Consider the following 25,284-nt stretch of genomic DNA (forward strand, 5'->3'; position numbering starts at 1 on the left):
TAAGCTTACTCCTCTATACCCAACGACTTCAAGATGGTTCTGTCGCAAGTATTATTAAAAATGTAAACAGCCTGCTCTTCCGCTGTCAGCCCCGGACGGGCTGATAGTCTCCAGAAGGCGCAGGGAAATTTGCCAATCCGAAGTGCGCGATAGCGCGCGAGGGAGGCTAAAATTTTATCCCGAATAGCCGTAGAGCCATTTGTGGTAGCCATGACTGAGCTGCTTTGTGCTCAGTCTGTGGCGGACGCAGGGCGGCTGGAGCATCTCCTATTCGCTGCGTAGGTGAACGAATTACGGCGACAGGAGTCCCGGAATTTAGTGAGGTAGCATGGCGCGCCTGAGGCATAACTACAGTGTTTCCATTGAAAGCAACAATAGCTAAGAAACTTAGAGAGTATGCCTTATTTTAGAGGCGGTATGCGATTATCTTGTCCTACTCCCATATTTTTGATCACTGCAATAAGAGCATGGACAATGCCGTATCAGCAGAACGTTACCCTTTGTGGAAGCGAGCATGCCCAGGACTAAACGATATTGGCTTTATTCGTCTTGGGATGTTACGTTGCATCAGTTTGGTGGATAGTGGTCGCCATTTTTTACAGGCAGCAGAAGAGGTTCATGAGGAGCAATGCCCTCTTTCAACCTATTTTAAATCACTCAAGTCACCTAGACGAGTGAGAATGCTCGAAGCTGTTGAACAACAAAGCTATGACATTTACAGTGAAACTCTGTCATCGCACGGTATTGATTATCTAAAGTCATTTCCTGAACTGAATGACTATACCGTATTGGCGGCTGATGGGCACTTTATTGATCATGCCTGTCATACAGAAAAAGGAAGGAATGGAAAAGTCTACGCAGCAGGGTTTATCTACACTTTAAATCTCAGAAATGGTTTGCTCAGACCTTTTTCGCTTATTACAAATGGAACCCGGCGGCATCAGGAAATCCCCGTGCTGCGCGACGAACTCAAGAGAGAAAACAGAACAAAAAACAGCACCCAAAAGTGCCTCTACGTCTATGATAAAGCGGTCACTGATTATGCTTTCTGGAATAACCAAATAGAGCACGGGAATTTGATGATTTCAGTTTTAAAGGAGAATTCAGTCGCCACTTTTGTTGAATCAATTCATTTCGATACCAGCCATGAACTTAACACGGGGATTGAAAGTTACAGCACTTATGAAAACAACGGTATCAGGTTTAGCATTGTCAATTATCGCGATCCCGAAACAAAAAAACTTCACCGCTTTATAACGACCTTACCTGGGTCAATCAGCCCTGGAACGATTGCCATGCTGTACTTCAAGCGCTGGACGATTGAGAAAGCATTCAATAACAGTAAAAGTAACAGGCGCTCCATGCTACCTCACGAAATTCCGGGACTCCTGTCGCCGTAATTCGTTCACCTACGCAGCGAATAGGAGATGCTCCAGCCGCCCTGCGTCCGCCACAGACTGAGCACAAAGCAGCTCAGTCATGGCTACCACAAATGGCTCTACGGCTATTCGGGATAAAATTTTAGCCTCCCTCGCGCGCTATCGCGCACTTCGGATTGGCAAATTTCCCTGCGCCTTCTGGAGACTATCAGCCCGTCCGGGGCTGACAGCGGAAGATCTTGAGAAAAGACAGCAAGCAGCCAAAAAAAGGGGAGGATTTGTGAATCCATTATTTTTAATGAAAGAATCGCACGTATAAGCTCATATACTATTCGGGCTGTTCAAAACGCAATAATGACAGGAAAGTCGCTGAGTAGCTTTATCAATGCGCTTGTTGCTAAATTAGTTCCGAGGGTGAATCAGATAGGGGAACACTGATGCTGTAGATACTCTTCTTGTGTCGGTGTAATGAAAATTTGAGAAAAGGGAAATTTTGTGATCTCTCCTGTTTCTATGACTTGGGGACATGGTCTAAATGTGGTATTGTTGCCACTTTTAAAATACGCACTAAACAAATTATGCAAAAGCGTTATAAAATTTGTAGCACTGTTACTTTACTGACATTACTCAATGGGTGTATGACATTTTCGGTTCTGTCGCAAAAGTTTATCGTGCGCATAAAGACCGGTTATGACCGGTTTTTATGCGCACGATAAACTTTTGCGACAGAACCAAAATATTATGTATAAATTACTAAAATTAGAAAGATTCACAGCATTTGAAAAGTTAGAGGTTGATTTTTCATCAGGTATTAATATCTTTGTGGGTGCAAATGGCACAGGAAAAACACACCTATTGAAATTAATTTATGCCGCTAGTGATGTAACACGAAGCGAGAAAAAATTAGCAGAAAAAATTAATACAGTTTTTTTGCCGTCAAAAAATCAAATAGGCCGCTTAGTTAAGCGGTCACCGAGTAGTAATAAGGGGTTCATAGAGTGGACTAGGGAGGTGAGTGAAAGGGAAGATATAAAAATGAGACTGTCGCTTTCTAGTCATACCACAACAAGTGATAAAGCGAGCTTATCAGGAGCACATAAACGTTGGATGGAATCACCGTTAGAATCCGTATATATCCCTGTAAAAGACATGATGGCAAATGCGCCTGGGTTTAGGTCGCTGTATGCTCAGCGGCACATTCATTTTGAAGAGGTGTATGCCGATATTATTGATCGTGTTTTTCTTAGCAGCTTAAAAGGCCCCGCAGATAAAGACCGGAAAAAACTATTAAGTTTATTGCAAGAAGCGATGGAAGGTAAGGTTATTAGTAAGAATGAAGAGTTCTTTTTAAAAAACAAACAAGGTGAATTAGAGTTTACTTTATTGGCTGAAGGTATTCGTAAACTCGCACTACTTTGGGTGTTGATACAAAATGGCACTTTATTAAAAGGAGCCATACTTTGCTGGGATGAGCCAGAAACCAACCTTAACCCCCTCTTAATGCGCACCGTCGTTTCAATATTGATAGAATTAAAGCGGCTAGGTGTACAAATTTTCTTATCAACCCATGATTATGTCATATTAAAAGAGTTTGACTTACAAACTCAAGTGGATGATCAGATAAGCTATCATGCCTTGGCGCGAGATAAAGAGACGCAAAATATTACCTTAAGAACTACGAAGCACTATTTAAAAATTAGTCCTAATACCATTGATGAAACTTTTTTCGATTTAGTGAACAGAGAAATAGAGCGATCAATGAAGGGTGTAAGTGAGTGAAATTTACAGAAGGTGAATTAGAATTTGATTTTGGAGATGTCATTGATGTCTTTAAATTTGATGAGAAAAATAGCAGTGCACCGAATTATCATGGCTTATCACACTGCATGAAAGGTGTTGATTTTATTGTTGAGCAACCAAATGTGTATTTTTTTGTAGAAATTAAAGATCCTAGCCACTCTGGCGCTTCAGCAGAAAGAAAAATAGAATTTGAAGAAAAAGCCTTATCAGGATCCTTAATAAAAGACCTCGTACAAAAATATCGTGATACCTTTTTATATCGCTGGGCTGAAAATAAACTAGAAAAACCTATTATCTATATTTGTCTAGTGACCCTGGAAAGCCCACTAATTCCAAGGCTAATGGAAGAACTAAGAAGACAATTGCCAGAAGGTGAGGATGGGCCTAATTGGCAGCATAGCATCGTTAAATCAGCTATGATCGTTAATCTGGATCAATGGAATAAGAACTTCTCATCTTGGCCTATTACACGCTTAGGGTCTTAAGCTAAGTGATTAGAGGGTTTTATTGGGTTCTGTCGCAAAAACAAATATTTGTGTTAAAATCAACTGTAACCTGTTTTTGGTAGTGGGTCGAATCTGCAGCATGGCGCGCCTGGTGGTTTTGTGGTTTGTTATAGCTGTTACAGAAAGCAAAGATTAAACGGTAAACCATTCCAAAATAAAGGGTTGGCTTATTGCAACAAGCAACAGTATTCTGGGGACTCTTTACCCTAGGGAGGAAGTAACTTTTTAAACTTCATAATAAAACGCTATTTAGTGTACAATATAATATAGATTGTACTATACCTATAATCCTTTTATAATCAAAGACTAGGGTTGCTGTCATGTACAACCTATGGATATTTATACGAAATAATTACATTTACAATTTAGGGTTTTATAGTTACCCCTCTTTGACAGCCTTTCTTGGAGCTTTTTTTCTTGAACTATAGCACCCCAAAGAGTCAAGACAGATTTTTCAACAATCCTTATTCCATATTCCTAAGCCGCTTCATTCTGCTGTTCATTAGCTAAAATACTTTCTCTATATACATTCATTGGTTTTTTATAGTCCAGGGTTTCATGAAACCGTTGATGATTATAAAACTCAATATAGTCATCAACATCTTCTATTAACGCTCTAATTGAACCATATTCATTTAAATAAATACACTCACATTTTGCACGCGGGGAGTCGCTATTTTTGCGAAAGCTTGTTTTGGGCATCCCAGCCCAAGCAAGCGGCAAAAACTTAACGCGACCACTAATGCCTCCGGCGGCCCCGATTCGTCCTCGTCACCTCGTCCCGACCCAACAAGGGGTCGGAACATAGGCTCCAAATGACTTGACGCCGTGTCGGATGGCCTTTTATTTTGTCTCCACCTTCGCTAACGCTCAGACTCCGACAAAATAACGGCCCTACGGCTATCGCGGACTAAAAATCATCACTTCGCTTAGGCTACGTTTCCCTGATTTTCAGCGTTCGCCAAAACCGTTCAATACAAATATTATCCGTTGCTCGTCCTTTTCCATCCATAGAAATAGTGATGCCTTTGTTTTTTAGTCGTTGGGTATGAATTTCACTGGTGTATTGACTGCCTTGATCCGTATTAAAAATTTCAGGTGTTCCGTAGAGAGAAAGCGCTTCATCTAATAGATCCATAACTAAAAAAGAATCCATTGTGTTTGATATTTTATGGGCGAGCACTGCTTTTGAGTGCCAATCAATAATCGCCGCTAAATAAACCATCCCTTCTTTGGTTTTAATATAGGTTATATCTGTGCTCCAAACTTGGTTAGCGTGTGATATATCAAGATCTCTAAGCTTATAAGTATATTTTTTATGTTCTTTTATGGGGATCGTTGTATTGACTTGTTTTACCGCTAATACGGCTTTCAAGCCCATCTGCTGCCGATAACTCGCCACCGTGTTTAAACTGACTTTAAAACCATCCTCAAGCAACTGCTGGTGTACTTTAGCCGCACCATAAATAGGGATGTCTTTAAAAATGTGATTAATCTGAGTTTTGATCTCTTCTTTCTTTTTATTTTCTCTTTTTTTGTAATAGAGATTGCTTCTATTTAATCCTAATAATGCACACTGCTGTGTTAGAGGTAGAGTGTTAAGCTTGGGCTCAATCAACTGTTTTCTATCAGATGAGTCCAAGCTTTTTAGCTTTTTTTCGAGCCACTCCTTTTCAACCGTCATTTTTCCTACGATTTTTGTGAGCATCTCATTTTGTTCTTGAGCTGCTAATAGATCCTCTTTGTAATCTTTAACGGCTTTGGAGGGCTCCATTGCTATTTCTGCATTGTCTAAGAATATTTTTTTCCAGTTTTGTAGGTTCTTAGGTATGATGTTATTTGCACTGGCAATTTCTTGCAGTGTTTTTTCATTCTTTAAAACTTCTAATACCAACTTGCTTTTAAATTCAGCACTGTAGACCGTTCTTTTTCTGCTCATTTTAATACTCCAATTTTTTACAAATAGTAACTAATTTGGAATAAGATTGCTTTGATTTCTTGTCTGGATTTGCTGGGGGATTTCATAGTCTGCGCTTTTGATAATTTTTGCGACAGAACCTGTACGAATCCTTACGCTCGGCCAAGAACCCCTTATTAACCTAAACTAAGAGTCTTATAAATTCTTTTTTTCAACTTAGGTTATTTCTTGATTTTTACCTTTAAACCATTAAATCTAACAAATTCTCGAGTGTATGCCGTAAAGTAAAATCATTGTTTTCTATATGCTGATCATTTAACTGTACACCTTGCACTCCCAATACAGGAGTAACCGTTTTATCATCAAACAAACCATAAGGTGATACGTGCATATCAGCTAAAGAAGCCTTTGTAGCTTGTGTAGGACTTATTAGTATCATAGCCTTAACGGGAGATGTGCCATTGACGCCATGTATGCCATGAACATACTTCATTGCACACTCAGGTAATCGTTCTTTATAAGCTGTTTCCATTTTTGAGTACTTAGCATCTAAAACCAATAAAATACTTTCTCCAGATGGCGGTGTTAATTCAATCACAATATCAGGCGCTCTTCTTCGGTTTTCATGGTTTGATGCTTTAAATCCTTTTCCACTTGATGTTTGTTCAAAAGTTCTTATTTCCGTATTCAGGTATTTTTGATCGAATGCATTCTTATGTCCGACCATCCAATAATCAGGTTCATAATATAGTTCAACCAAAATTTCTCGATAATATGCTTGTAAAATACTACTTGAATTCTCCTGAAGCTTAGCATTTAAATCACAAATTAAACTCAAGTCTGCACGCACTTTTAATATCGTATAATATTCAAATAACTTTGGAATATCTTTGATTGCAAAGAGCATTTCTTGGGCTCTCCAATCAATTTTATTAAAGTAATACCACTCCATTATGCTCCTGAAAATAGTCGTATAAAAACGATTAGCTTTTGCTTTTTGAGATAGGACAGGCAAACCTTTATTAGGAAAAGCAACAGGAATCTGCTTATTGAAGGAATGAATTAAACGCGAAATCCGTTGCTTGCAATCGCTAAGTTGATTAATTTCCACCCCATTTACTTTAGACAGCCATTTCCCCATCACCGAAAAAAAACTACGATAACCCTCTTCATCCTGGTTGACTTGTTTTTTTAGCGGCTTAGGTGCTTCCGTTTCTAGCTTATTAACAATACGCTTCAATTCAAGTAGAAAACCATAAATCGCCCTATTTTCATCTATATCTGTATGTTCAATGATGACGGAGGTTTGTATTTCTTGAGCTAAATAATAAGTATTATCATAATGTAGGTGGGCTCGTTCAGTATCATCGGTTTCTTCGAGTACTGAGATATTTTCATTCAACCATGCTAAGCCTTGTTCATCAACATCACTGACTTGATGGCCATTTTGCGTGCGTGTTTCACTTGATATCCGCGTAATGGGGCGGTTAATAATCGAAGGTAAGATATTCTCAAGTGTTTTAATTGTTGTTACTAGTTTATTAAAAATAGCTTGGGGTGTTTCACCACCATCGTGGTAGTTTGCACTAAAGCGTGTAGCACTTAAACAACTGTACAAATCACCTTCACTTTCTTGCAGAATAAAATCCACCATAAACGTAGCTTGTTTTGCTGTTAATTTTCGGGCTAATATTTCTATATTCCCAAAAGAAATAAGCTGAGTTTCACCACTACTCTTTGTTAATTTTAATACAATATTAGCGACGCCAAAATAGTTATAAAATAATGCTTCATAATTACCATAAGCAACCGATTTAGGCATTAAGGTATAATTAAAATCAGGCGGATTAACATTAGATTCATGAAATAAATACTCACTATCATCCATTAATAATTCAACTGCTGAATAGGACTCTTGAGAGTTTAAATGTAAAGATATTGCATCCGTTTCTAACAAATAAGGCAAAGAAGTGTCTTTTTTATAGCCACTTTCTGGCTGTAAAAAAATACTTTTCCCTTGTCGTTTCCCTTTCAACACTTTTATAATAAGTTCCACTGAAAATCCCTATTAAAAAAAGCTATAACTATCTACATACATTTCACCTGCTTTTAATATATCCTGTAGCAAATTGGCAGTGCGTACCAAATTATTACTTTTTGCCCATGACTCCAAGCCCTCTAATCGTTTTCTAAAGTCTTGTCCATGTCCATTAATCAATGGTAAAGCATGTTGTGATAGTGCAAAGTCAATGGCAAGCGTAGGGTTAATATACTTTTCTGCTTTTTCACAATATGCTGTCATGGCATTTTTCTTTCGTGGACTTATATGTATTTCAGCTCCTAACCCGGCTTCTTTTTCTTGCATTTTTTCGCAAAATGTCTCGATAAGTGACGGTGTAGAAAAATCACTATTATCAGAAATACCAAACCATTGTTCTAATAAGTCATAGCCAATAGCACCATCAAGAGATAATGATGCAATTTGTTCACTTGAACTTTCAATATAAAGAGAGCCCATTGAAATTACAGGTACTCGATCACATATTCGAGGTGAAAGTGGTTCCGTTGTATTATCATTATTAATCGTTGCGATAAAGCGGATGTTTTTAGCAACAGGAAGATAGCGTTTATCACCACTAATACCTGTATCCAAAGGGCGGTCACGCCCTTCTTTATCGCTCATGGCTAAAAATTCAGACCAATAATGCTCAATGGGGCTTAAATTTGCCTCATCTAATAAGATCATGCGTAAAAATTTATATGAGCCTGAGTCTTTCTGTTCACCCTGCCTTAAGAATTGATAAATACCTGTTTTTGCGGGTTGAAAAACACCTTTTAAGGAATTATTAAACCCCACAAAATCACGCGATGAAACCCAACCTCTAGCAACGGGGACATTTAGAAAGCAACCAGAATTACTACTTAAATGCTGAGCAGCACTTAGGCGCATGATGGAGGATGTTTTTCCTGTACCTGGTAGACCAGAAAGTACAGTAAGAAAAGATTGTTGAATATTAATTAATAAATTAGCAACTTCATCAAAAGTGATTGAATGGTCTTCCGCATCAAAAAACTCAACTAGGGTTTGAATATATTGGTCGGCTTGATCTGGCATTATCGTTGCAATATTTGGAGCTCTAAAAGGGTAGTTCTCTTCACGTTTATCTAGTGAATGCCCTTGAAGCATATCTAATACTATTTTGACTTCAGCCATTTTCCCACTAAGTTCTCCAGGTCGATTAAGGAGGTCTTTTTGAGTATCAACAGCTTTTTGAAATTCATTTGACTGCCTTTCTAAATATTTTTTTTCGTCTTTTACATCTTCCAAATTTTTAATTTCTGCATGTTCTTGATAGTAATCTTTAATAGTTTTAGTTATATTATCTCTTTCACTTTCTAGTTTAATAATATCACTTTGCAGTTCACCTAAAGCTTCCTGACTTGCTTTTTCGAGCTCTTCTTTAGACTTTTTCTGAATATCATCTATTTCGGTAATAGCTTGCTTTTTTGCTTCTTCTACTTTTTTGTTCGCATCTATTTTTGCCTTTTCAACCCGCTCCTGTTGAGATAGAACTTGGCTTTTTAATTGTCGCAATTGCTCTTCTTGCGCATCAATTACTTGCTTGGTTTCTTTTGACTCTGAAACAGGTCTTATGTCTGATCCATTGTTCTCTTTCAGGTAAGTTTCTAAAAAAGATTTGCCTATACTCGTGGTAAAATACTCATTAATTAGGTCATTGCCAAAGTCAACTTCAGTTAGATAAGCATCTAAAACCTCTTTAATCCTAATAACACGATTATCCTCCTTGTTAAGATCCCCTGTTTTAATTGCAACAGAAACTCCTGTCTTTAATTTTTCCGTTTCTTTTTTACTTAAAATAGTTTTTTTACCAAATTTAAGTTTAGAGAAAAAAGCAACAAGTTTCTCGTCGGAAATAAAATCGACCGCTTCCACATCTCTATTTTCTGCGGAAATATCTGGTAGCATCCTCAATGATTTAATATATTGTTGACTAGGTGTTGTTGCTATAATAGAGGCTCTATCTAATAGTGTTTCACTAATTTTTAAGATAAAATTATTTTTAATATTGAGAACCGTTTGTGGAAAAGGGCTCGCTTTTATTGTTTCATCTGCTTGACGTGCATTTGCAGTAAAAGGTCCATAAATTTCCTGATGATCTCGGATAAAAAAAGGTTTATTAACAGGTAGCCCGTTAATATCAACTTCCCCTGTAGAAATATTTGGTAATTTTCCATCAAAGATAGGAATAAATGAAAGAGGGTCCTTTTTTTTAACGGCCGTACCTTTAGCCCAATGAATATGATCCCCGGGAGGTAATACCCCAGAATGAAGCTCATCTACTTTACCATCATCTCTAGTCCATTCTTGTAGGTAAAACAGTTCTTCTTCTTTGAATTGACGGCTTATATTTTCAAATTCACTACTAATAAAAACCCCTTTAGTCGGGAATTCTTCTCTTGAAGGTAGCTCAATATGCTTACCATTATCGGAGGATACAAATAAAATATCAACGGTTCCAGCCTTCATGCTATAAGAAGCATGATTTATTTTAACAATCAGTTCACGTTCTTCTATTTCATTACTCATTTGATATTCCATATATTAAAATTTACACCCGCTATCTTAGTTCATAGGCAGGTTCGTAGCGTGCTAATAGCGGTCGACGAACATAATCCCCGTAAGCTATGTATCACAAACGATACTGTGATTTAAGGGTTCTGTCGCAATAATTATCAAAAGCACAGACCTCCTGGTCTTCAGGCATAACTATCCTGCTAAAGCTATAAACTGCTTATAAGCAGGAATACTTTCCTCAGACAATTGCCCCTTTCGGATGATATGTGCCGTTTGAATTCCATCAATTGTTGCTTGGGCGGAGTGAAACGCTTTAAAGCCCATCATCGGTTTTGTTACTTTTTTGATAAAGCGATGATCCTGTTCGATGATGTTATTCAAATATTTAACTTGTAATATGTCAATCATAGTGGCAAACCCAGCGAGGATTAACAAGAGGTTAATATTGGCTAATCGTGCATAGTTAGCGCCACTTTTATCCATAACGACCTTATCAGGAAAGCCATTATTGTTAATCGTTTGTTTGAAAAATGCGGTTGCAGCCTCTTCATCACGGTGCTCAGAAAGCATGAAATCAAGCGTATCCCCGTGACTATCAACAGCTCGGTATAAATAGGTCCACTGACCCTTCACTTGGATATACGTTTCATCCATGCGCCACGATTTATTGGTTTCTCGTTTCTGAGATTTAGCTTTTACAGCAATGGCAGGAGAATAACGGATAACCCAACGATTGAGCGTAGCATGATCCACTTCAACACCTCTTTCTTCCATAATTTCTTCAAGGTCGCGATACGAAACGCCATACCTGACATAAAAGAAAACAGCATAAAGAATGACATATTTTGGAAAGTGAGTGCCTTTGAAGCTGAGCATGTGATCCACCTTTTATTGAAATTGATAATTATGATAGCAGATAACGTCGGGAAGGGGGATTTATGCGACAGAACCATTTTCAGCGAGGGTGGTTTAGGATATAATTAAATCCTGAGTCCTTAGTGGTTGGATTTTTGCGACAGAACCAAACCAGTTATATAGTTAGGTGTCTATGTGCCCTATGTCTAACTTATTTTAATTCACAAGGCATGGAGATAAAAAATGAATACATTCTTAAAATCGTCAATTATTATACTAATTACCATAATAACTGGCTGTGCAGCTACAGGACAAGATTTAAGAGCAAATACATATAATGCGACTGAATTAAACCAAAACCAAGAAGTCATGTCAGTAAAAATTATATCTATAATGCCTGCAAAAATTAATATTGATAATTCGAAACAAAAGAAACACGCGATGGTTGCAGGAGGGCTATTAGGAGCTGTTGCAGGAGGAGTCGCCGGTAATTATTTAGGTAATAATACTGGCGCAGCACTAGGCGGTCTTGCTGGCGGTGCTACTGGAGTTGCAACAGGTTCACTTGTTAATAATAAAGTAATGGTAGATGGAGTTACTCTGGCGTACCAAATTGATGGTGCACTACAGAGTTCTACACAAGTTGGTTTTGCATGTGAGTATAAAACAGGCATAGCTATTATGGTAAAAACCAGTGATAACAATACTCGCATACAGCCTAACGCAACTTGCCCGACAAAATCATAATTATTAAGGACAATAAAAATGAAATTAAAAATATTTTTAGTATTCTATTTATTTAGTTTCAATATTTTGGCTGATTCAATGTCAGATCAACTTAGTGCTTTTGAGAATGTTGAAAATAACATAAAAGTAGAAAAAAAGTTAGCGGAAGAAAAAAGACTTCAGAAAATTGCTAAAGAAGCAGAGAGAAAGAGAATTAAAGCTGAAAGAGTAGCTAAACGAGTAGCTAAACGTAAGAAATTTGCTAGAGATAGAAAAATAGCAAGGGAAAAGGTTCTTGATGATCGTAAAGTTGCAGACAAAAAACGTAACCAAGATTACGAGAATAAAATAAGAGATCTTAATATTTTAGAACGTACTGCAAAAATAAATAATTCTAATAAAATGTTTCAAGAATCGTTAGATGATAAATATAGAAATCATGATTACGAAGATGAGAAGCGGAGTATAGAGCTATCAGTTGCAAAGGCAAAAGCAAAAAGAGCTAATGATTTTATTGATATAGAATTAAAAAAGAAAAAATCTGAGGCAGATGTAATTCAATCAAAAGCTGATGGATTAAGAAATATTTCAGAAGGAAAGCACTTACGAAAAGGCTTTTTTGATTAGATCAAAGAGCACAGGCGCGCCATGCGGTTCTGTCGCATAAATCCCCCTTCCCGACGTTATCTGCTATCATAATTCTCCATTTCAATAAAAGCAGGCGCGCCATGCTACCTCACGAAATTCCGGGACTCCTGTCGCCATAATTCGTTCACCTACGCAGCGGATGGGAGATGCCCTGAACGCCCTGCGTCCGCAACGACTACGCACAAAAGCCGCTTCGTCATTACTACCTCACTGGCTGGACGGCTATTCGGAATGCAATTCTTGCTCCTCTCGCGTGCTGCTAGCACACGTCGAATCAGCGAATTGCCCTGTCGCCTATCAGGGACTAAAAATCACCACTTCGCTAAGCTCCGTTTCCATGATTTTCAGCGGTTGAGGGAGAATATCCACCCAAAGGTACTAGGTGGGATAGAAGATTTCTACCCGTTATTGCTAAAGGTCGGTTAGATTATCCACGCGTTTCTAATTTTGATTATACAGACTTGTGGGCGTTTATCTGGCATGCCTATACACATGGGGGGGGGCAATGGTGGCTTACGCCCGAAGAAGAGGCTCTACGTGCGGAAGTCTTAGGCTATCCTGACAATAGGTCATTGAAAGATATAGTTTTGGAGGTGTTTGAGTTTACTGCTGACAAAACGGGTGAGGCACTTAGTAATAGAACAATTAAAATGACTAACTCCGAGATAATCAATGAGCTGCCTGAGAGTATAATAACTAACAGGTCGAACCAGATGGCTGTAAAAAAAGTGTTAAAGGGGCTTAATGTGAAGCACAATAGGAGGGCTTATTTTATGCCGCCTTTAAGTAAAGCTGATAGCTCAACCCATTAGAGTCAGGTTCCCTTGTATTTTCTTATATAAGGGAATCTTCATATATCGAGTATACGCTAAAAAAAGTTACTTTCCCCTGGGGCTGAGAGTCTGCTAAATTAAAGGTCTACTCAAATTGCTCTGATGAACAAGCGATTGGTTATATTACAGTTTAAGAGATTGCAGTAATTAAACCCAAAGGGAATCTATGGTTCCCCTCAGCCATGATAATTTATCCTAATTGAGCAAGAAATTGATTTCATTCAAGTTTAATAATTAGTTGAAATGAAGTCATACGCGTGTTGCCCCAGAACATGGTGTGTTTTGAAGCTGAGATGAATAAACGCTTGAGAGCTGTGGCTTTCCCTGAACTGGATGCTTCTGAAAATCCGCTGACCGTAGATGTTCAATAAAAAAAGCTCCAAGAAAGGCTGTCAAAGAGGGGTAACTATAAAACCCTAAATTGTAAATGTAATGATTTCGTATAAATATCCATAGGTTGTACATGTCAGCAACCCTAGTCTTTGATTATAAAAGGATTATAGGTATAGTACAATCTATATTATATTGTACACTAAATAGCGTTTTATTATGAAGTTTAAAAAGTTACTTCCTTCCTAGGGTAAAGAGCCCCCAGAATACTGTTGCTTGTTGCAATAAGCCAACTCTTTATTTTGAAATGGTTTACCGTTTAATCTTTGCTTTCTGTAACAGCTATAACAAACCACACGCCCACAATTAGTCAATCGCTTGCTGGGGGTGTCTACGCCCCTTAAAGACCCACAAAACCCCTTATCGGGGAGTCGCTATTTTTGCGAAAGCTTGTTTTGGGCATCCCAGCCCAAGCAAGCAGCAAAAACTTAACGCGACCACTTATGCCTCCGGCGGCCCCGATTCGTCCTCGTCACCTCGTCCCGACCCAAACAAGGGGTCGGAACATAGGCTCCAAATGACTTGACGCCGTGTCGGATGGCCTTTTATTTTGTCTCCACCTTCGCTAACGCTCAGACTCCGACAAAACAACGGCCCTACGGCTATCGCGGACTAAAAATCTTCACTTCGCTTAGGCTCCGTTTCCCTGATTTTCAGCGATTGATGTATGGTAGGGGTTAGCTGTTAAAGTGCCTTAAAAGCGATATAAAGCGCCTTAACGAAGAGCTGCCGCGCCATGTTTACTGTGAGTTATACTTTTTAGAGTACTCGTATTCAATTGTAAAAAATATCAAGCGCGTCCAAGATAGAAAATTCCAGATACGATAAAAAAAGTTACTTACCCCCTGGGCGAAGAATAAAAACAGGTTCATAACCAGGATTACACAAATACGTGTCTTTTACGACAGAACCACTTTGCTTTTGCGTTCCATAAATCACCTGTTTATATTGTTTTACTATTACGATATTTTTATTTTTTAATATCATAAAATGAAGATACTTATATGTTTTACTATTGTAGTATTTTTATCTTCCTGTATTGTTGTTTTACACAATTATAAAATAATGAGGTTATTATTATGGATGTTTGGTTTTTAGTTTGTTCTAAAGGAGGGGTTGGAAAGTCTACAATTTCTACCAATATGGCGGTATGCGCCGAGAGAGCTGGAAAAAAGGTTTTGCTTGTCGATCTGGACGAGAAACAAAAATCCGCCGCGAATTGGTGGAAAAGACGGGAAATCGAGGACGATATAAAAGCCGTTATTGTTCCCCATGATATAGAAAAGGTTAAAGAGATTTACGGTTTTGCACAAAAACAGGGTTATGATTTAGTGATTTTCGATACTAAAGGCGCAAGCGATACCCTGCATAATGTGATTATCGGATTTGCAACACTTTGTATTGTTCCAGTTCAACCGTCTGTTTTTGATCTTGAGGCAATACCAAGCGCCGCTAATATGATTAAAAGCCTTGATAAGCCTTTTACTATTCTTGTTTCACGCTGCCCCCCAGTAGGTAATGAATTTGAAAAGTTGCGCTTAGGGCTTGCTGCTCATGGGCTTGTTTGTCCTTATTCGACCGTAGAACGCAAGGTATATCGCCACGCTGCAGGGCTTGGTCTTGGGGTTGGAGAATATGACGAAAAAGACAAAGCCGCCGAGGAAGTAAAAAATATTTATGATTGGCTGGTAAAAACAGAGGAAAAACAAAATAGCTTAAAGGTGGCATCATGAGCAGTAAAACATCAAAGAAAAATGCAAGTATGGACGCATTATTGAATGCAGCGGCAGAACCTGAAAAAGAAACCGCGCAGAATAAACCAGTGATAGAACCAGTTAAGAGAGGGAAGGGCAGACCCAAAAAAGCAGAAGGAAACCGTCAACAGTTGCCGACATATTTACCAGAGCCGCTATATTTCGAAATGCTGGACTATGTGAACCTGAAAAAGCGCAGCGATAGGCAATACTCATTAAATGATTTAGTCCTTGAAGGGCTGGATTTGTGGCTTGCATCTATTGGAAAACCGAGTATTGCAGAGCTTATAAAAGAAAATAAATATTGATTTTTCAATATCATAAAATCATTATTCTATAATACTTTTATATTGGTTCGATAAATTTCAATAAAAGGTGGATCACATGCTCAGCTTCAAAGGCACTCACTTTCCAAAAGATGTCATTCTTTATGCTGTTTTCTTTTATGTCAGGTATGGCGTTTCGTATCGCGACCTTGAAGAAATTATGGAAGAAAGAGGTGTTGAAGTGGATCATGCTACGCTCAATCGTTGGGTTATCCGTTATTCTGGTTCTGTCGCAAAAAACAAATGTTTGTGTAAAAATCAACTGTAACCTGTTTTTATGCGATGAATGGATGAAACACCATGCAGGAAAAAGTATTCTCGCCCCATCTCGATAATTGAACGGATAAGCCAGATGTGAACTGGCGATCAGGAAAGTAATGGCTTGAGAAGGGGAAGTAGGTAGTGGCTCAAAGCATGGTCGGATTACTGCTCAACAAGATAGAATTTTGTCGAAATATTTATATATAATTACAGGTTTGAGCCACTACCAGTTATGAGATCCTAGTCCAATGAAAGCAGTTACACATTTTTTATATTAAAGGGGAACGTCGTTGAATGAAAAGACAGAGGATATAAATGATATTACCAAGTCAGCAGAGCAAGGGCATGCTGACGCACAATACAATTTAGGCGTGCTGTATGAAAACGGAAAAGGTGTAAAACAGGACTATAAGCAGGCGGTGAAGTGGTTTACCAAGTCAGCAAAGCAAGGGAATGCTAACGCACAATACAATTTAGGCGTGCTGTATGAAAACGGAAAAGGTGTAAAACAGGACTATAAGCAGGCGGTGAAGTGGTTTACCAAGTCAGCAAAGCAAGGGAATGCTAACGCACAATATAATCTAGGTTTGATATATCTGGAAGGAGAACTCATTACTCAAGACGATACGCAGGCGATGAATTGGCTTACCAAGTCAGCAGAGCAAGAGTATGCTAACGCACAATACACTCTAGGGGTGATATATCTGGAGGGAGAACTAATTACTCAAGACTATAAGCAGGCTGAGAAGTGGTTTACCAAGTCAGCAGAGCAAGGGCATGCTGACGCACAATATAATCTAGGAGTGATGTGTAGCAAAGGAGAAGGCGTCACTCAAGACTATAAGCAGGCTGAGAAGTGGTTTACGAAGGTAGCAGAGCAAGGGAACGCTGAAGAGCAATATAATCTAGGGGTGATTTATCTGAAAGGACAAGTTGTAAAGCAGGACTATAAGCAGGCTGAAACGTGGTTTACGAAGTCAGCAGAGCAAGGGTATGCTGACGCACAATATAATCTAGGGGTGATGTATCTGGAAGGAGAGCTCATTACTCAAGACTATAAGCAGGCTGAGAAGTGGTTTACGAAGTCAGCAGAGCAAGGGTATGCTGACGCACAATATAATCTAGGGGTGATGTATCTGGAAGGAGAGCTCATTACTCAAGACTATAAGCAGGCTGAGAAGTGGTTGACGAAGTCAGCAGAGCAAGGGAATGCTAACGCACAATACACTCTAGGGGTGATGTATCTGGAAGGAGAACGCATTGCTCAAGACTATAAACAGGCAGTGAAGTGGTTTACGAAGGTAGCAGAGCAAGGAAATGCTAACGCACAATACAATCTAGGGGTGATGTGTAGCAAAGGAGAAGGGGTTATTCAAGACTATAATCAGGCAGCGAAGTGGTTTACGAAGTCAGCAGAGCAAGGGAATGCTAACGCACAACTCAACCTAGGGGCAATGTATAGCAGTGGCAAAGGAATCACTAAAGACTATAGGAAAGCGGAAACATGGTTTACCAAGTCAGCAGAGCAAGGGGATTCTAAAGCACAATATAATCTAGGTGTGATGTATGCTAACGGAAACCTGGGGACTCAGGACAATAATAAAGCATATATGTACTTTAATATTTCAGCATATAATGGCAACTTGGGAAAGGCAATAGCTAACAGGGAAAAGATAGGCAGATTGCTATCAATTGAGAAAATAAATAATGCCCAAAAATTATCACGAGATTGGATAGAATCACACAATCAGAAAGTGTAATCTAACTAATCTCTCATTCTCAATAGCATAAAAAAATTGCGGATGAAAATAGAGCTTTAGCAAAGTAAACATTTTTCCGTCCGTGTTAGCTGTAGGTGGTGGGAAGAGCTTTCTTAAAGACTAGAAAAATAATATGTAATCTCACATTGAGCGGGTATGGATTTATATTTTTATTTTAAAACAAATAGTTACAATAAGTTTAGTAGATTTCAATGGCTTATATGAAATAATTTAAAATCAATGTGTTACATGAATAAATAGACCCGCTCAATGTAAGTGTAATGGAAATTTTTGATGATATTTATAATTCTGTGGCAATGAGTTTTCGAAAAAGAATTAATGATATAATTCTTGGTCCATTTATATCTTCATGGGTTTTATGTAATTGGGGTAAGTTGGCTTTATTGTTTTTTGGTACAGGAACACCAGACGTAAGAATAAAAAATATGTTGCAAGAGATGTCTGTACGTAATCTTTTAACGTATCCCGGTTTTCTCGATTTGTTCTTTATGCCATTAACATTAACGGCGTTGTATATTTTTATTCTTCCTCATTTAAGCTATTGGGTTTCAGAAAAGGTGAATCCAATCAAGCAAAAGCTGGAGAAACAGCATGATAAATTCGAGAGTGAAACAAGAAAAGACATGAGTAAAACAGAACTACTGGGACTTCGAAGTGTCGCTGCCAGCCATGGTGAGAAAACAAAAGATATTCCGAGGCGTCGCTGATTCGACGTGTGCTAGCAGCACGCGAGAGGAGCAAGAATTGCATTCCGAATAGCCGTCCAGCCAGTGAGGTAGTAATGACGAAGCGGCTTTTGTGCGTAGTCGTTGCGGACGCAGGGCGTTCAGGGCATCTCCCATCCGCTGCGTAGGTGAACGAATTATGGCGACAGGAGTCCCGGAATTTCGTGAGGTAGCATGGCGCGCCTGAATGTTCCTTTAGTTGCTTGATAATTGAAGTAAAAAACAAATGTATTATAAACTGAAGTTTCCCAATAACTATTTATGGTAAAATTGAAACTATGCTACAACTATATGAAAAAAATAGTCTTTTCATTCGTTTCAAATGCTATTGCCTAAGGGGAATTAAGTAGGGGTTTGCTATAAACATGGCAAAACCACCTAAAATAAACCTCGATACACCAGCATTGTGTATTTCAGCTACTCAATAATTGGGAAACTTCAGTTATAAACGTTATTTTATTCAACAATACCAGGTTTTGATGGTAGGCATCGGCCCTCAGGATCCAGTATTGTACTAATCTCCATTACTAAGCATATAAGTTCTGCAATATGTTTTTGAGTTTGCTGTAAGAATTCAGTACCAACTGGTGTTTTAAAGTATTCTCCATTATTGTTGAGATAAATAGGAAGTGACTTTCCTTCTTTGTCAGGAACTCTCCAACCTGCATGACAGAACATATTCCTAAATTTCACGACCTCATCATCTAAAAATTTTAATTGTTTTTTGATGACATCATCTTTATTAATTAAAGAATTATTATTTGCTAAATTATGATATTTTTTAACAAGCTTTCCAAATGGTAGTGACATATTCTTAAGTAGATTGCTATTAAGAGTATCATAATACCACTTCTCAAAACTCTCTAAGTCTTTCACTTTTTTGTCACATTTCGTCATCACTTCAAATACATAAATCCCTTTTACAAGAGCATCTTCAAGATAGCCAAAAGTGGCTACTGTTCGACCTAAATGCTCCCAAAAGTCTGCTTGATTATCACACACCAAGCGAGGTACGTTTTTTATGAGAATGTTAGATATTTTTCCTAATCATTTGGAGAAAATGGTCTTGACAATAGGGGCTGCTTTAGACCCCAGTTGGCCTTGCCGATATTTCTCTTATTAAGTAATCAACTTGTTTTTCAAGCACTTTATTAGCAATAGCGTAATCATTAAACAAGGGGCTTAAAATAATAAGAGGAAGCCAAATGATCTTAATTATTTTTTCTGAAGCTGATGCAGAAAATACCTCATTATTTTTTTCTATAATAAACACCGACATATCTGAGTAGTAATCAGAAATTACGGGTATTGACATCACTGTTAGACCTGACAAATAACCGAGAAAAAAGCCTTCCTCTTCTTTCGTTCCGCTAATAATGATTTGAAAATAGAAATGCTTTGATTCTTTTTTTATAAAAGGCGCATATAATATTTTTTTGTATAGTCCTGTAGCTCTCAATTTTTCTTTAACTTCCTCTACAATGTCTTCTTTACTTAGCGCATCAAAACGTCCTATCTCACTTATTAAGTCTACCGAAAACGAGATGTCTTGAAGAGGTACAGTATCAGAATCAGTGTATCTTGAAGTCGTCGTGACAGTTTCTGGAGTGTAACCACGACTAAAAGTAGCGCAACCCGTGTTAATAATCATAACAAGACATACTACCAGTTTTCTAGTTAGTGACATTACCTAATTTCCCTTTGATCATAAATACTGCTTTTTGCCTATACTCTCTAACGGTATATTCTCCCTGAATTTCCAGACTACCGTGCGTGGTTGAAGTGCCTGTATAAGAAATACCTGTAGAAACACTGCCAGAGTGATATGAAGTGTTACTTGTAGGAACAGAGATAGAATATCTATGAGAAATATCGGAAATTTCCTTCGACTGGATAATAATGATACTTGCCCCTATTTTATTGGCAAGATCAATAGCTTTTGTTCTCGCCTCCCACTCCCCATCAAATTTTGAGTCCCCCAAAACAACGTAATTTCTATTTTTATAGTCGGCTACTTTTTTATTTATATCATTAGTTTCAATAAGTTTTGGTAAAACTAAGGTGGGGATATTTTGTCTCTCGTTACTAGCATAGCTTCCGTAATAAGTATCAAAACGATTTCTAAAGTGATCTTTAGAGCATCCGGATAATACAATAGTTATTAAAACCAATATTAAGATATTCTTTTTTATCATTAAATTCTGTATAAGGATTACGCAGTGATGGAAGGATTGATTTTCACCCAAAGTAGGTTTACATGCTCAACTAAAAATTGTACCATTTTTTAAGTAATTATTTTCCTTAACACCAGATCATACCTGGCTTATCAATTCAATTATCCCGATGAGGTAATAGTATTTTCTTCTGCATGATGCTTTTTTCATGAGAGGAATGAAAACAGGTTTATAGCCTGGTTTACATAAATACGTATCTTTTGCGACAGAACCTTCTTTTTTAACACGGGTTTTATTAACTATATCATGGGATATGTTTTTTAACAGCCTTTTTTAACACTATTTACTAAAAATAAGGTCTTGTTGACGGTGATTAGCTGTGTTGATGGCGATGTAAAAAAAACACTTGTTTTTTTGACTTCAATTATTGGAGCAAACCTATGGCCTCGCTAAAAGCGTAAGCGACCTTATCTAGCTGTGTCGAATTAAAGGGTTATCAATGAGGTGCGCGGTGGCAAATGGCGCGTATCAACAGTGAAGAGTATTATTGAACGATAAAACTCACATTGAGCGGGGGTCTATTTTCTGATTTTTATATTAAAAATACGTAACTACTCAGCGTATTTTTTAACTTTAAAAATAAAACAATACCTTCGCCAAAATGAAAATACACTCATTTTTATGAATTTTACAGCCTATAAGCGATTGATTTATATGGGTGTAAGATTGTCATTTTTGGCTTAAATTAAAATTGGCGAAGGTATTGAAATATCAGATGAAGATAAAAAACTGAATAAGCAATTTTACGGTGAGGTTTAATCCATGAGTGATAAACCTTTTCTTCATGAAGAGCTTGCTAAAGCACCATCAAATAAGGGACATATAAAAACAGGTATGCAAAATTTATTAAAAGAATTGATCGGTACACTTAAAAATGATGAACGTCTAATTATTGATGGTAGGTTAGTAAAAAATAAGGTTGTAGAACTTGCTCTTGCAATGGATGAAGGATTAATTTCTTTATTACTTGGTAACGAGTCAATTAAGAAGCATTTTTTCAAAGAAATAGGCAAGGCGTTAGTGTTTGATAAAGTGGCGTTTCAAAGCTTTGTTAGCAACAAACAATTTTTACCTGATAGCTATACTGCATTTAAAAATAAAATTGGTTTAACGGCAAGTAAGGAGTACTTAACCGAAAGTAAAGAGGTGGTTTTAGCATGGCCGTATAAAGATTGTGTACTGGAAGGTGGGCAAACCAAAGAAGATCAAAAGCGTAAAGAAATATTTTGGAATGAAACTCTTGCACCTGATGAAATTGACCGCTTTCTTGCCCCCAAGGCATTAAGTAATTTCAAGAAATACGATAAAAACGGCGAACATACAGTAGATGCTATCAGCCTTGATGATAACCTGATTATCAAAGGCAATAACCTGTTAGCTTTGCATTCTTTGAAAAAGCAATATGCAGGGAAAATAAAGTTAATCTATATAGACCCACCGTATAACACAGGTTCAGATAGCTTTGGTTATAACGATAGTTTTAATCATTCTACTTGGCTTACATTCATGAAAAATAGATTGAAAATTGCCAAAGAATTATTATCTACTTCGGGAAGTATTTGGGTATCAATAGATGATAATGAAGTTCATTATATTAAAATCATCCTCGATGAAATATTCGGTAGAGGGGCGTTTGTTGCATCAAATGTTTGGCAAAAAAGGTACTCAAGGGAAAATAGAGAAGCAATTGGGGATGTTCATGAATATATTCTTGTGTATTCGAAAACCCCTGATGGCTTCAAGCAACAAAGAAATTTAGTTCCAATTACAGAAAAACAAGCGAAAGTATATCGGAACCCGAATAATGATCCAAAAGGTAGATGGCGACCTATACCAATGACTGCTCAAGAGGGTCACGCAACTCCAGAACAGTATTATGATGTTACCAGCCCAAGCGGGAAGGTTTTCACACCACCTGAGGGCAGATGTTGGGGAATAGCAAAAGCTACCTTTGAAAAACTACGAAGTGAAGGACGGATTTATTTTGGTAAAAATGGGGATGCCCAACCAAACACAATCCGTTATCTATCTGAAGTTGAAGGCGTAGCTCCTTGGACTTGGTGGCCATCTGAAGAAGTAGGTCATACTGATGAGTCAAAAAAAGAAATACATGCTTTATTTGGTAAATCTAAAGCATTTGATTCCCCTAAACCTGAAAGATTACTTGAGCGTATTATTCATATTGCCTCTAATGAAAATGATTTGATTTTAGATTTTTTTGCAGGCAGTGGTACAACAGCATCAGTAGCCCACAAAATGAATAGAAAATTCATTACTTGTGAACAAATGGATTATGTAGAGAATACAACCATTGACCGCCTAAAAAAAGTAATTTTGGGTGAGCAAGGAGGTATTTCGAGCCAAGTAAACTGGCAAGGCGGCGGCTCTTTTACCTATTGTGAACTAATCCAACATAACGCCAATATCATAGATAAAATTGAACAAGCAGATACCACAGAAGCCTTAAAATCAATCTGGCAAGAAATAGAAAAAACAGATTTTATCAGTTACAAAATAAAACCTGAAACCATCAATGAAAATATCCATGAATTTGAAGCCTTAACCATCGAAGAAAAAAAACAATTATTGATTGCCATACTGGATAAAAACCAGCTCTATGTGAATTATTCAGAAATTGAGGATGAAGATTATCAAATTTCAGAAGATGATAAAAAACTGAATAGACAATTTTATGGTGAGGTTTAATCCATGAGTGATAAACCTTTGCTTCATGAAAAGCTTACTACAGGTGCAGAATTTTTAGGCGGTAGTGATTTTTATCAAAAAAATATCCCTGATTGTATCGCTAGTAACCTGAATCCTAATTTTCAGTTACGCCCTTATCAATTTGAAGCCTTTGGACGCTTCAAATATTACATGGAAAGCTATCCAAGCCGCCCAAAAAACACACCTACACAAGCTTTATACCACATGGCTACTGGTAGCGGTAAAACGCTTATTATGGCTGGATTGATGCTCTATTTATACAAACAGGGCTACCGTAATTTTCTGTTTTTTGTAAACAGTACCAATATCATTAATAAAACCCGTGATAATTTTCTTAATGCCATTGCTTCAAAGTACCTGTTTAATGAAACAGTACAGATCAATAACCAGCAAATACGCATTAAGGAAGTCGATAATTTTCAGGCTGCTAACCCTGACGATATAAACATTGTTTTTTCAACCATTCAAGGATTGCATACCCGCCTAAATACACCGCAAGAAAACAGTATCACTTATGATGATTTTGAAAGTGAAAAAATCGTTCTTATTTCCGATGAAGCGCATCATATCAATGCTGAAACCAAAAAAGCTAAAGATATAAACCAAGCAGAATTATTTGATTTAAATAGCTGGGAATCCACCGTTAATAAGATTTTTAATGCCAATAAACAAAACATCTTACTTGAATTTACCGCTACAGCAGACTTAACGAATGAACAGATTATTGAAAAATATCGAGATAAGATTATTTTTGATTATCCGTTAAAAGCCTTTAGGATGGATGGTTACTCAAAGGAAGTTAAGGTTTTACAATCTGACATTCAGCCTATTGATCGCGCATTACAAGCCTTACTATTAAGTCAATTTAGACGCAAAATATTTGAAAAACACGGCTGGATGATCAAGCCTGTTATTTTGTTCAAGTCAAAAAAAATCAAAGATTCTAACGCCTTCTTTGATGAGTTCATGACTAAAATAAAGGGCTTGAAAGAAAGCGACTTAGCAAAAATTCAAAGCAATCCTAATTTAGATAGTAACTTAGAAAAGGTGTTTTATTATTTCCAATCTAATCGAATCACACTGGAAAACCTAGCCTTAGAATTACAGGAAGAATTTGCAGAAAATAAGTGTATCTCTGTTAATTCTAAAGATGAATCTGAACAAAAACAAATAGCCGTCAACACACTAGAAGATAACGACAATGAATACCGCGCTATTTTTGCAGTTGATAAGCTCAATGAAGGCTGGGACGTTCTCAACTTGTTTGACATTGTGCGGCTTTACGACACGAGAGACGCAAAAAAAGGTAAGGCTGGCAAGACTACTTTATCAGAAGCGCAATTAATTGGACGTGGTGCGCGATATTGCCCTTTTAGATTGGAAAATGACCAACCACTTTATCAACGTAAATACGATATTCTGAATGATGAAAAAGAGCATGATTTAAAACTATGTGAAGAACTCTATTATCATAGTGCTTACAATCCGCGTTATATTCAGGAACTACATACAGCGTTAGAAGAAATCGGTATCAAAGCAAAAACTAGCCGTGAATGTAAGTTATTTTTAAAGCCCGATTTTAAAGATAAACCATTTTATAAAGCGGGAATGATTTTCAAAAATGACCGTGTTAAATACGCCCGTGAAGATGTATTAGGCTTAAATGCTTCGTTTATTGAAACCATACATAAAACCCCCTTATTATCTGGATATTCCCAATCATTAACAGTCTTTGAAGACGAAAAACAGAAGCAAGCCAACAAGAAACAAAAGGATTATTTTATAAAATCGTTTGGTTCTAGCGTTATTAGAAAAGCCTTGAGT

At 37.5% G+C, this 25,284-nt stretch carries 27 protein-coding genes and 2 pseudogenes; 18 read left to right on the forward strand and 11 right to left on the reverse strand.

Annotated elements, in window-relative coordinates; genetic code table 11:
• Positions 1 to 5 precede the first annotated feature (5 nt).
• The gene (locus tag K6984_RS25875) at positions 6 to 212 is read right to left on the reverse strand and encodes a hypothetical protein (protein WP_221898033.1); all 207 of its coding nucleotides are present in this window, start codon (positions 210 to 212) and stop codon (positions 6 to 8) included.
• 255 nt (positions 213 to 467) lie between these two features.
• Here K6984_RS25875 and K6984_RS25880 point away from each other — a divergent pair, with 255 nt between their 5' ends.
• The 4 genes from K6984_RS25880 (at position 468) to K6984_RS25895 (ending at position 3,664) form a co-directional block, all read left to right on the forward strand.
• Positions 468 to 1,400, forward strand: a complete 933-nt coding sequence (locus tag K6984_RS25880; protein WP_221898034.1) for a hypothetical protein — start codon at positions 468 to 470, stop codon at positions 1,398 to 1,400.
• A 79-nt stretch (positions 1,401 to 1,479) separates the two neighbouring features.
• Positions 1,480 to 1,698, forward strand: a complete 219-nt coding sequence (locus tag K6984_RS25885) for a hypothetical protein (RefSeq protein ID WP_221898035.1) — start codon at positions 1,480 to 1,482, stop codon at positions 1,696 to 1,698.
• 422 nt (positions 1,699 to 2,120) lie between these two features.
• A complete protein-coding gene (locus K6984_RS25890) occupies positions 2,121 to 3,158 on the forward strand; it encodes an AAA family ATPase (protein WP_087871545.1) in 1,038 nt (345 codons plus the stop codon).
• Positions 3,155 to 3,664 (forward strand): hypothetical protein, encoded by a 510-nt coding sequence (locus tag K6984_RS25895; RefSeq protein WP_221898036.1) that lies wholly within the window; start codon positions 3,155 to 3,157, stop codon positions 3,662 to 3,664. Before K6984_RS25890 ends, K6984_RS25895 begins: the two co-directional genes overlap by 4 nt.
• Positions 3,665 to 4,162: 498 nt before the next feature.
• Here the strand turns inward: K6984_RS25895 and K6984_RS25900 are convergent, their stop codons facing one another.
• Positions 4,163 to 4,387: an IS3 family transposase gene (locus K6984_RS25900; RefSeq protein ID WP_221898037.1), complete on the reverse strand. Its 225-nt coding sequence runs from the start codon at positions 4,385 to 4,387 to the stop codon at positions 4,163 to 4,165.
• On the opposite strand from K6984_RS25900, the gene K6984_RS35050 reads away from it, so the two are divergent.
• A complete protein-coding gene (locus K6984_RS35050) occupies positions 4,365 to 4,493 on the forward strand; it encodes a hypothetical protein (RefSeq protein ID WP_263458600.1) in 129 nt (42 codons plus the stop codon). The genes K6984_RS25900 and K6984_RS35050 overlap by 23 nt on opposite strands.
• 132 nt (positions 4,494 to 4,625) lie before the next feature.
• On the opposite strand, the pseudogene K6984_RS25905 reads toward K6984_RS35050, so the two are convergent.
• The 4 genes and pseudogenes from K6984_RS25905 to K6984_RS25920 all read right to left on the reverse strand — a co-directional run.
• A pseudogene (locus K6984_RS25905) lies at positions 4,626 to 5,624 on the reverse strand (IS3 family transposase); the annotation flags it as partial.
• A gap of 220 nt (positions 5,625 to 5,844) precedes the next feature.
• Positions 5,845 to 7,659: a DUF2357 domain-containing protein gene (locus K6984_RS25910; protein WP_221898039.1), complete on the reverse strand. Its 1,815-nt coding sequence runs from the start codon at positions 7,657 to 7,659 to the stop codon at positions 5,845 to 5,847.
• Positions 7,660 to 7,671: 12 nt separating this feature from the next.
• A complete protein-coding gene (locus tag K6984_RS25915) occupies positions 7,672 to 10,212 on the reverse strand; it encodes an ATP synthase F0 subunit B (protein ID WP_221898040.1) in 2,541 nt (846 codons plus the stop codon).
• 180 nt (positions 10,213 to 10,392) lie between these two features.
• Complete coding sequence (locus tag K6984_RS25920; RefSeq protein WP_221898041.1) at positions 10,393 to 11,076, reverse strand: IS6 family transposase; 684 nt, start codon at positions 11,074 to 11,076, stop codon at positions 10,393 to 10,395.
• Positions 11,077 to 11,298: 222 nt separating this feature from the next.
• Between K6984_RS25920 and K6984_RS25925 the strand changes: the two genes are divergently transcribed.
• Positions 11,299 to 11,802, forward strand: coding sequence for a hypothetical protein (locus tag K6984_RS25925; RefSeq protein ID WP_221898042.1), 504 nt, complete (start codon positions 11,299 to 11,301; stop codon positions 11,800 to 11,802).
• Positions 11,803 to 11,820: 18 nt separating this feature from the next.
• Entirely contained in the window at positions 11,821 to 12,408 is a 588-nt protein-coding gene (locus K6984_RS25930) for a DUF5384 family protein (RefSeq protein ID WP_221898043.1), read from the forward strand.
• 81 nt (positions 12,409 to 12,489) lie between these two features.
• Here K6984_RS25930 and K6984_RS35055 read toward each other — a convergent pair whose 3' ends face one another.
• Positions 12,490 to 12,612 (reverse strand): hypothetical protein, encoded by a 123-nt coding sequence (locus K6984_RS35055; protein ID WP_263458882.1) that lies wholly within the window; start codon positions 12,610 to 12,612, stop codon positions 12,490 to 12,492.
• Here K6984_RS35055 and K6984_RS25935 point away from each other — a divergent pair.
• The 9 genes and pseudogenes from K6984_RS25935 to K6984_RS25975 all read left to right on the forward strand — a co-directional run bounded on the left by K6984_RS25935 (position 12,569) and on the right by K6984_RS25975 (position 18,481).
• On the forward strand, positions 12,569 to 12,784 hold the full coding sequence (locus tag K6984_RS25935) for a hypothetical protein (RefSeq protein WP_147773958.1): 216 nt from the start codon (positions 12,569 to 12,571) through the stop codon (positions 12,782 to 12,784). The genes K6984_RS35055 and K6984_RS25935 overlap by 44 nt on opposite strands.
• Before the next feature lie 217 nt (positions 12,785 to 13,001).
• Positions 13,002 to 13,241 (forward strand): hypothetical protein, encoded by a 240-nt coding sequence (locus tag K6984_RS25940; protein WP_221898044.1) that lies wholly within the window; start codon positions 13,002 to 13,004, stop codon positions 13,239 to 13,241.
• 791 nt (positions 13,242 to 14,032) lie between these two features.
• Positions 14,033 to 14,173 (forward strand): hypothetical protein, encoded by a 141-nt coding sequence (locus tag K6984_RS25945; RefSeq protein WP_221898045.1) that lies wholly within the window; start codon positions 14,033 to 14,035, stop codon positions 14,171 to 14,173.
• Positions 14,174 to 14,189: 16 nt separating this feature from the next.
• Entirely contained in the window at positions 14,190 to 14,333 is a 144-nt protein-coding gene (locus K6984_RS25950; RefSeq protein ID WP_221898046.1) for a hypothetical protein, read from the forward strand.
• Between the two features lie 398 nt (positions 14,334 to 14,731).
• Positions 14,732 to 15,385: an AAA family ATPase gene (locus K6984_RS25955; RefSeq protein WP_221898047.1), complete on the forward strand. Its 654-nt coding sequence runs from the start codon at positions 14,732 to 14,734 to the stop codon at positions 15,383 to 15,385.
• The gene (locus tag K6984_RS25960; RefSeq protein WP_087870439.1) at positions 15,382 to 15,714 is read left to right on the forward strand and encodes a hypothetical protein; all 333 of its coding nucleotides are present in this window, start codon (positions 15,382 to 15,384) and stop codon (positions 15,712 to 15,714) included. Before K6984_RS25955 ends, K6984_RS25960 begins: the two co-directional genes overlap by 4 nt.
• Positions 15,715 to 15,790: 76 nt before the next feature.
• A pseudogene (locus K6984_RS25965) lies at positions 15,791 to 15,970 on the forward strand (hypothetical protein); the annotation flags it as partial.
• 313 nt (positions 15,971 to 16,283) lie between these two features.
• Entirely contained in the window at positions 16,284 to 17,753 is a 1,470-nt protein-coding gene (locus tag K6984_RS25970; RefSeq protein WP_221898048.1) for a tetratricopeptide repeat protein, read from the forward strand.
• 281 nt (positions 17,754 to 18,034) lie between these two features.
• Positions 18,035 to 18,481 (forward strand): hypothetical protein, encoded by a 447-nt coding sequence (locus K6984_RS25975; protein ID WP_221898049.1) that lies wholly within the window; start codon positions 18,035 to 18,037, stop codon positions 18,479 to 18,481.
• Here K6984_RS25975 and K6984_RS25980 read toward each other — a convergent pair.
• From K6984_RS25980 to K6984_RS25995, 4 genes are all read right to left on the reverse strand, one after another.
• Positions 18,413 to 18,616 carry a hypothetical protein gene (locus K6984_RS25980; RefSeq protein ID WP_221898050.1) on the reverse strand — a complete coding sequence of 68 codons (204 nt, stop codon included), beginning with the start codon at positions 18,614 to 18,616 and terminating at the stop codon, positions 18,413 to 18,415. The two genes, K6984_RS25975 and K6984_RS25980, sit on opposite strands and share 69 nt — an antisense overlap.
• Positions 18,617 to 18,955: 339 nt before the next feature.
• Positions 18,956 to 19,501 carry a hypothetical protein gene (locus K6984_RS25985; RefSeq protein WP_221898051.1) on the reverse strand — a complete coding sequence of 182 codons (546 nt, stop codon included), beginning with the start codon at positions 19,499 to 19,501 and terminating at the stop codon, positions 18,956 to 18,958.
• Positions 19,502 to 19,583: 82 nt separating this feature from the next.
• Positions 19,584 to 20,186 (reverse strand): hypothetical protein, encoded by a 603-nt coding sequence (locus K6984_RS25990; protein WP_221898052.1) that lies wholly within the window; start codon positions 20,184 to 20,186, stop codon positions 19,584 to 19,586.
• The gene (locus K6984_RS25995; RefSeq protein WP_221898053.1) at positions 20,173 to 20,694 is read right to left on the reverse strand and encodes a hypothetical protein; all 522 of its coding nucleotides are present in this window, start codon (positions 20,692 to 20,694) and stop codon (positions 20,173 to 20,175) included. The genes K6984_RS25990 and K6984_RS25995 overlap by 14 nt, the downstream gene beginning before the upstream one ends.
• Positions 20,695 to 21,495: 801 nt before the next feature.
• Between K6984_RS25995 and K6984_RS26000 the strand changes: the two genes are divergently transcribed.
• The gene (locus tag K6984_RS26000; protein WP_230988296.1) at positions 21,496 to 23,439 is read left to right on the forward strand and encodes a DNA methyltransferase; all 1,944 of its coding nucleotides are present in this window, start codon (positions 21,496 to 21,498) and stop codon (positions 23,437 to 23,439) included.
• A gap of 3 nt (positions 23,440 to 23,442) precedes the next feature.
• A partial coding sequence (locus K6984_RS26005) for a DEAD/DEAH box helicase family protein (protein WP_221898054.1) occupies positions 23,443 to 25,284 on the forward strand: 1,842 nt, incomplete at its 3' end.

It is taken from the genome of Bathymodiolus japonicus methanotrophic gill symbiont, assembly GCF_019721995.1.
Lineage (GTDB): Bacteria > Pseudomonadota > Gammaproteobacteria > Methylococcales > Methylomonadaceae > Methyloprofundus.

Excerpts from the sequence above, each read along its gene's own strand:
- K6984_RS25880 (WP_221898034.1), top strand. The coding sequence starts at position 468 with ATGGACAATGCCGTATCAGCAGAACGTTACCCTTTGTGGAAGCGAGCA.
- K6984_RS25960 (WP_087870439.1), top strand. The coding sequence starts at position 15,382 with ATGAGCAGTAAAACATCAAAGAAAAATGCAAGTATGGACGCATTATTG.
- K6984_RS26000 (WP_230988296.1), top strand. The coding sequence starts at position 21,496 with ATGAGTGATAAACCTTTTCTTCATGAAGAGCTTGCTAAAGCACCATCA.
- K6984_RS25950 (WP_221898046.1), top strand. The coding sequence starts at position 14,190 with ATGGCCTTTTATTTTGTCTCCACCTTCGCTAACGCTCAGACTCCGACA.
- K6984_RS25915 (WP_221898040.1), bottom strand. The coding sequence starts at position 10,212 with ATGAGTAATGAAATAGAAGAACGTGAACTGATTGTTAAAATAAATCAT.
- K6984_RS25890 (WP_087871545.1), top strand. The coding sequence starts at position 2,121 with ATGTATAAATTACTAAAATTAGAAAGATTCACAGCATTTGAAAAGTTA.
- K6984_RS25935 (WP_147773958.1), top strand. The coding sequence starts at position 12,569 with ATGGGAGATGCCCTGAACGCCCTGCGTCCGCAACGACTACGCACAAAA.
- K6984_RS25980 (WP_221898050.1), bottom strand. The coding sequence starts at position 18,616 with ATGGGAGATGCCCTGAACGCCCTGCGTCCGCAACGACTACGCACAAAA.
- K6984_RS25955 (WP_221898047.1), top strand. The coding sequence starts at position 14,732 with ATGGATGTTTGGTTTTTAGTTTGTTCTAAAGGAGGGGTTGGAAAGTCT.
- K6984_RS25900 (WP_221898037.1), bottom strand. The coding sequence starts at position 4,387 with ATGCCCAAAACAAGCTTTCGCAAAAATAGCGACTCCCCGCGTGCAAAA.
- K6984_RS25930 (WP_221898043.1), top strand. The coding sequence starts at position 11,821 with ATGAAATTAAAAATATTTTTAGTATTCTATTTATTTAGTTTCAATATT.
- K6984_RS25995 (WP_221898053.1), bottom strand. The coding sequence starts at position 20,694 with ATGATAAAAAAGAATATCTTAATATTGGTTTTAATAACTATTGTATTA.
- K6984_RS25875 (WP_221898033.1), bottom strand. The coding sequence starts at position 212 with ATGGCTACCACAAATGGCTCTACGGCTATTCGGGATAAAATTTTAGCC.
- K6984_RS25975 (WP_221898049.1), top strand. The coding sequence starts at position 18,035 with ATGGAAATTTTTGATGATATTTATAATTCTGTGGCAATGAGTTTTCGA.
- K6984_RS25990 (WP_221898052.1), bottom strand. The coding sequence starts at position 20,186 with ATGTCACTAACTAGAAAACTGGTAGTATGTCTTGTTATGATTATTAAC.
- K6984_RS25885 (WP_221898035.1), top strand. The coding sequence starts at position 1,480 with ATGGCTACCACAAATGGCTCTACGGCTATTCGGGATAAAATTTTAGCC.
- K6984_RS25925 (WP_221898042.1), top strand. The coding sequence starts at position 11,299 with ATGAATACATTCTTAAAATCGTCAATTATTATACTAATTACCATAATA.
- K6984_RS25920 (WP_221898041.1), bottom strand. The coding sequence starts at position 11,076 with ATGCTCAGCTTCAAAGGCACTCACTTTCCAAAATATGTCATTCTTTAT.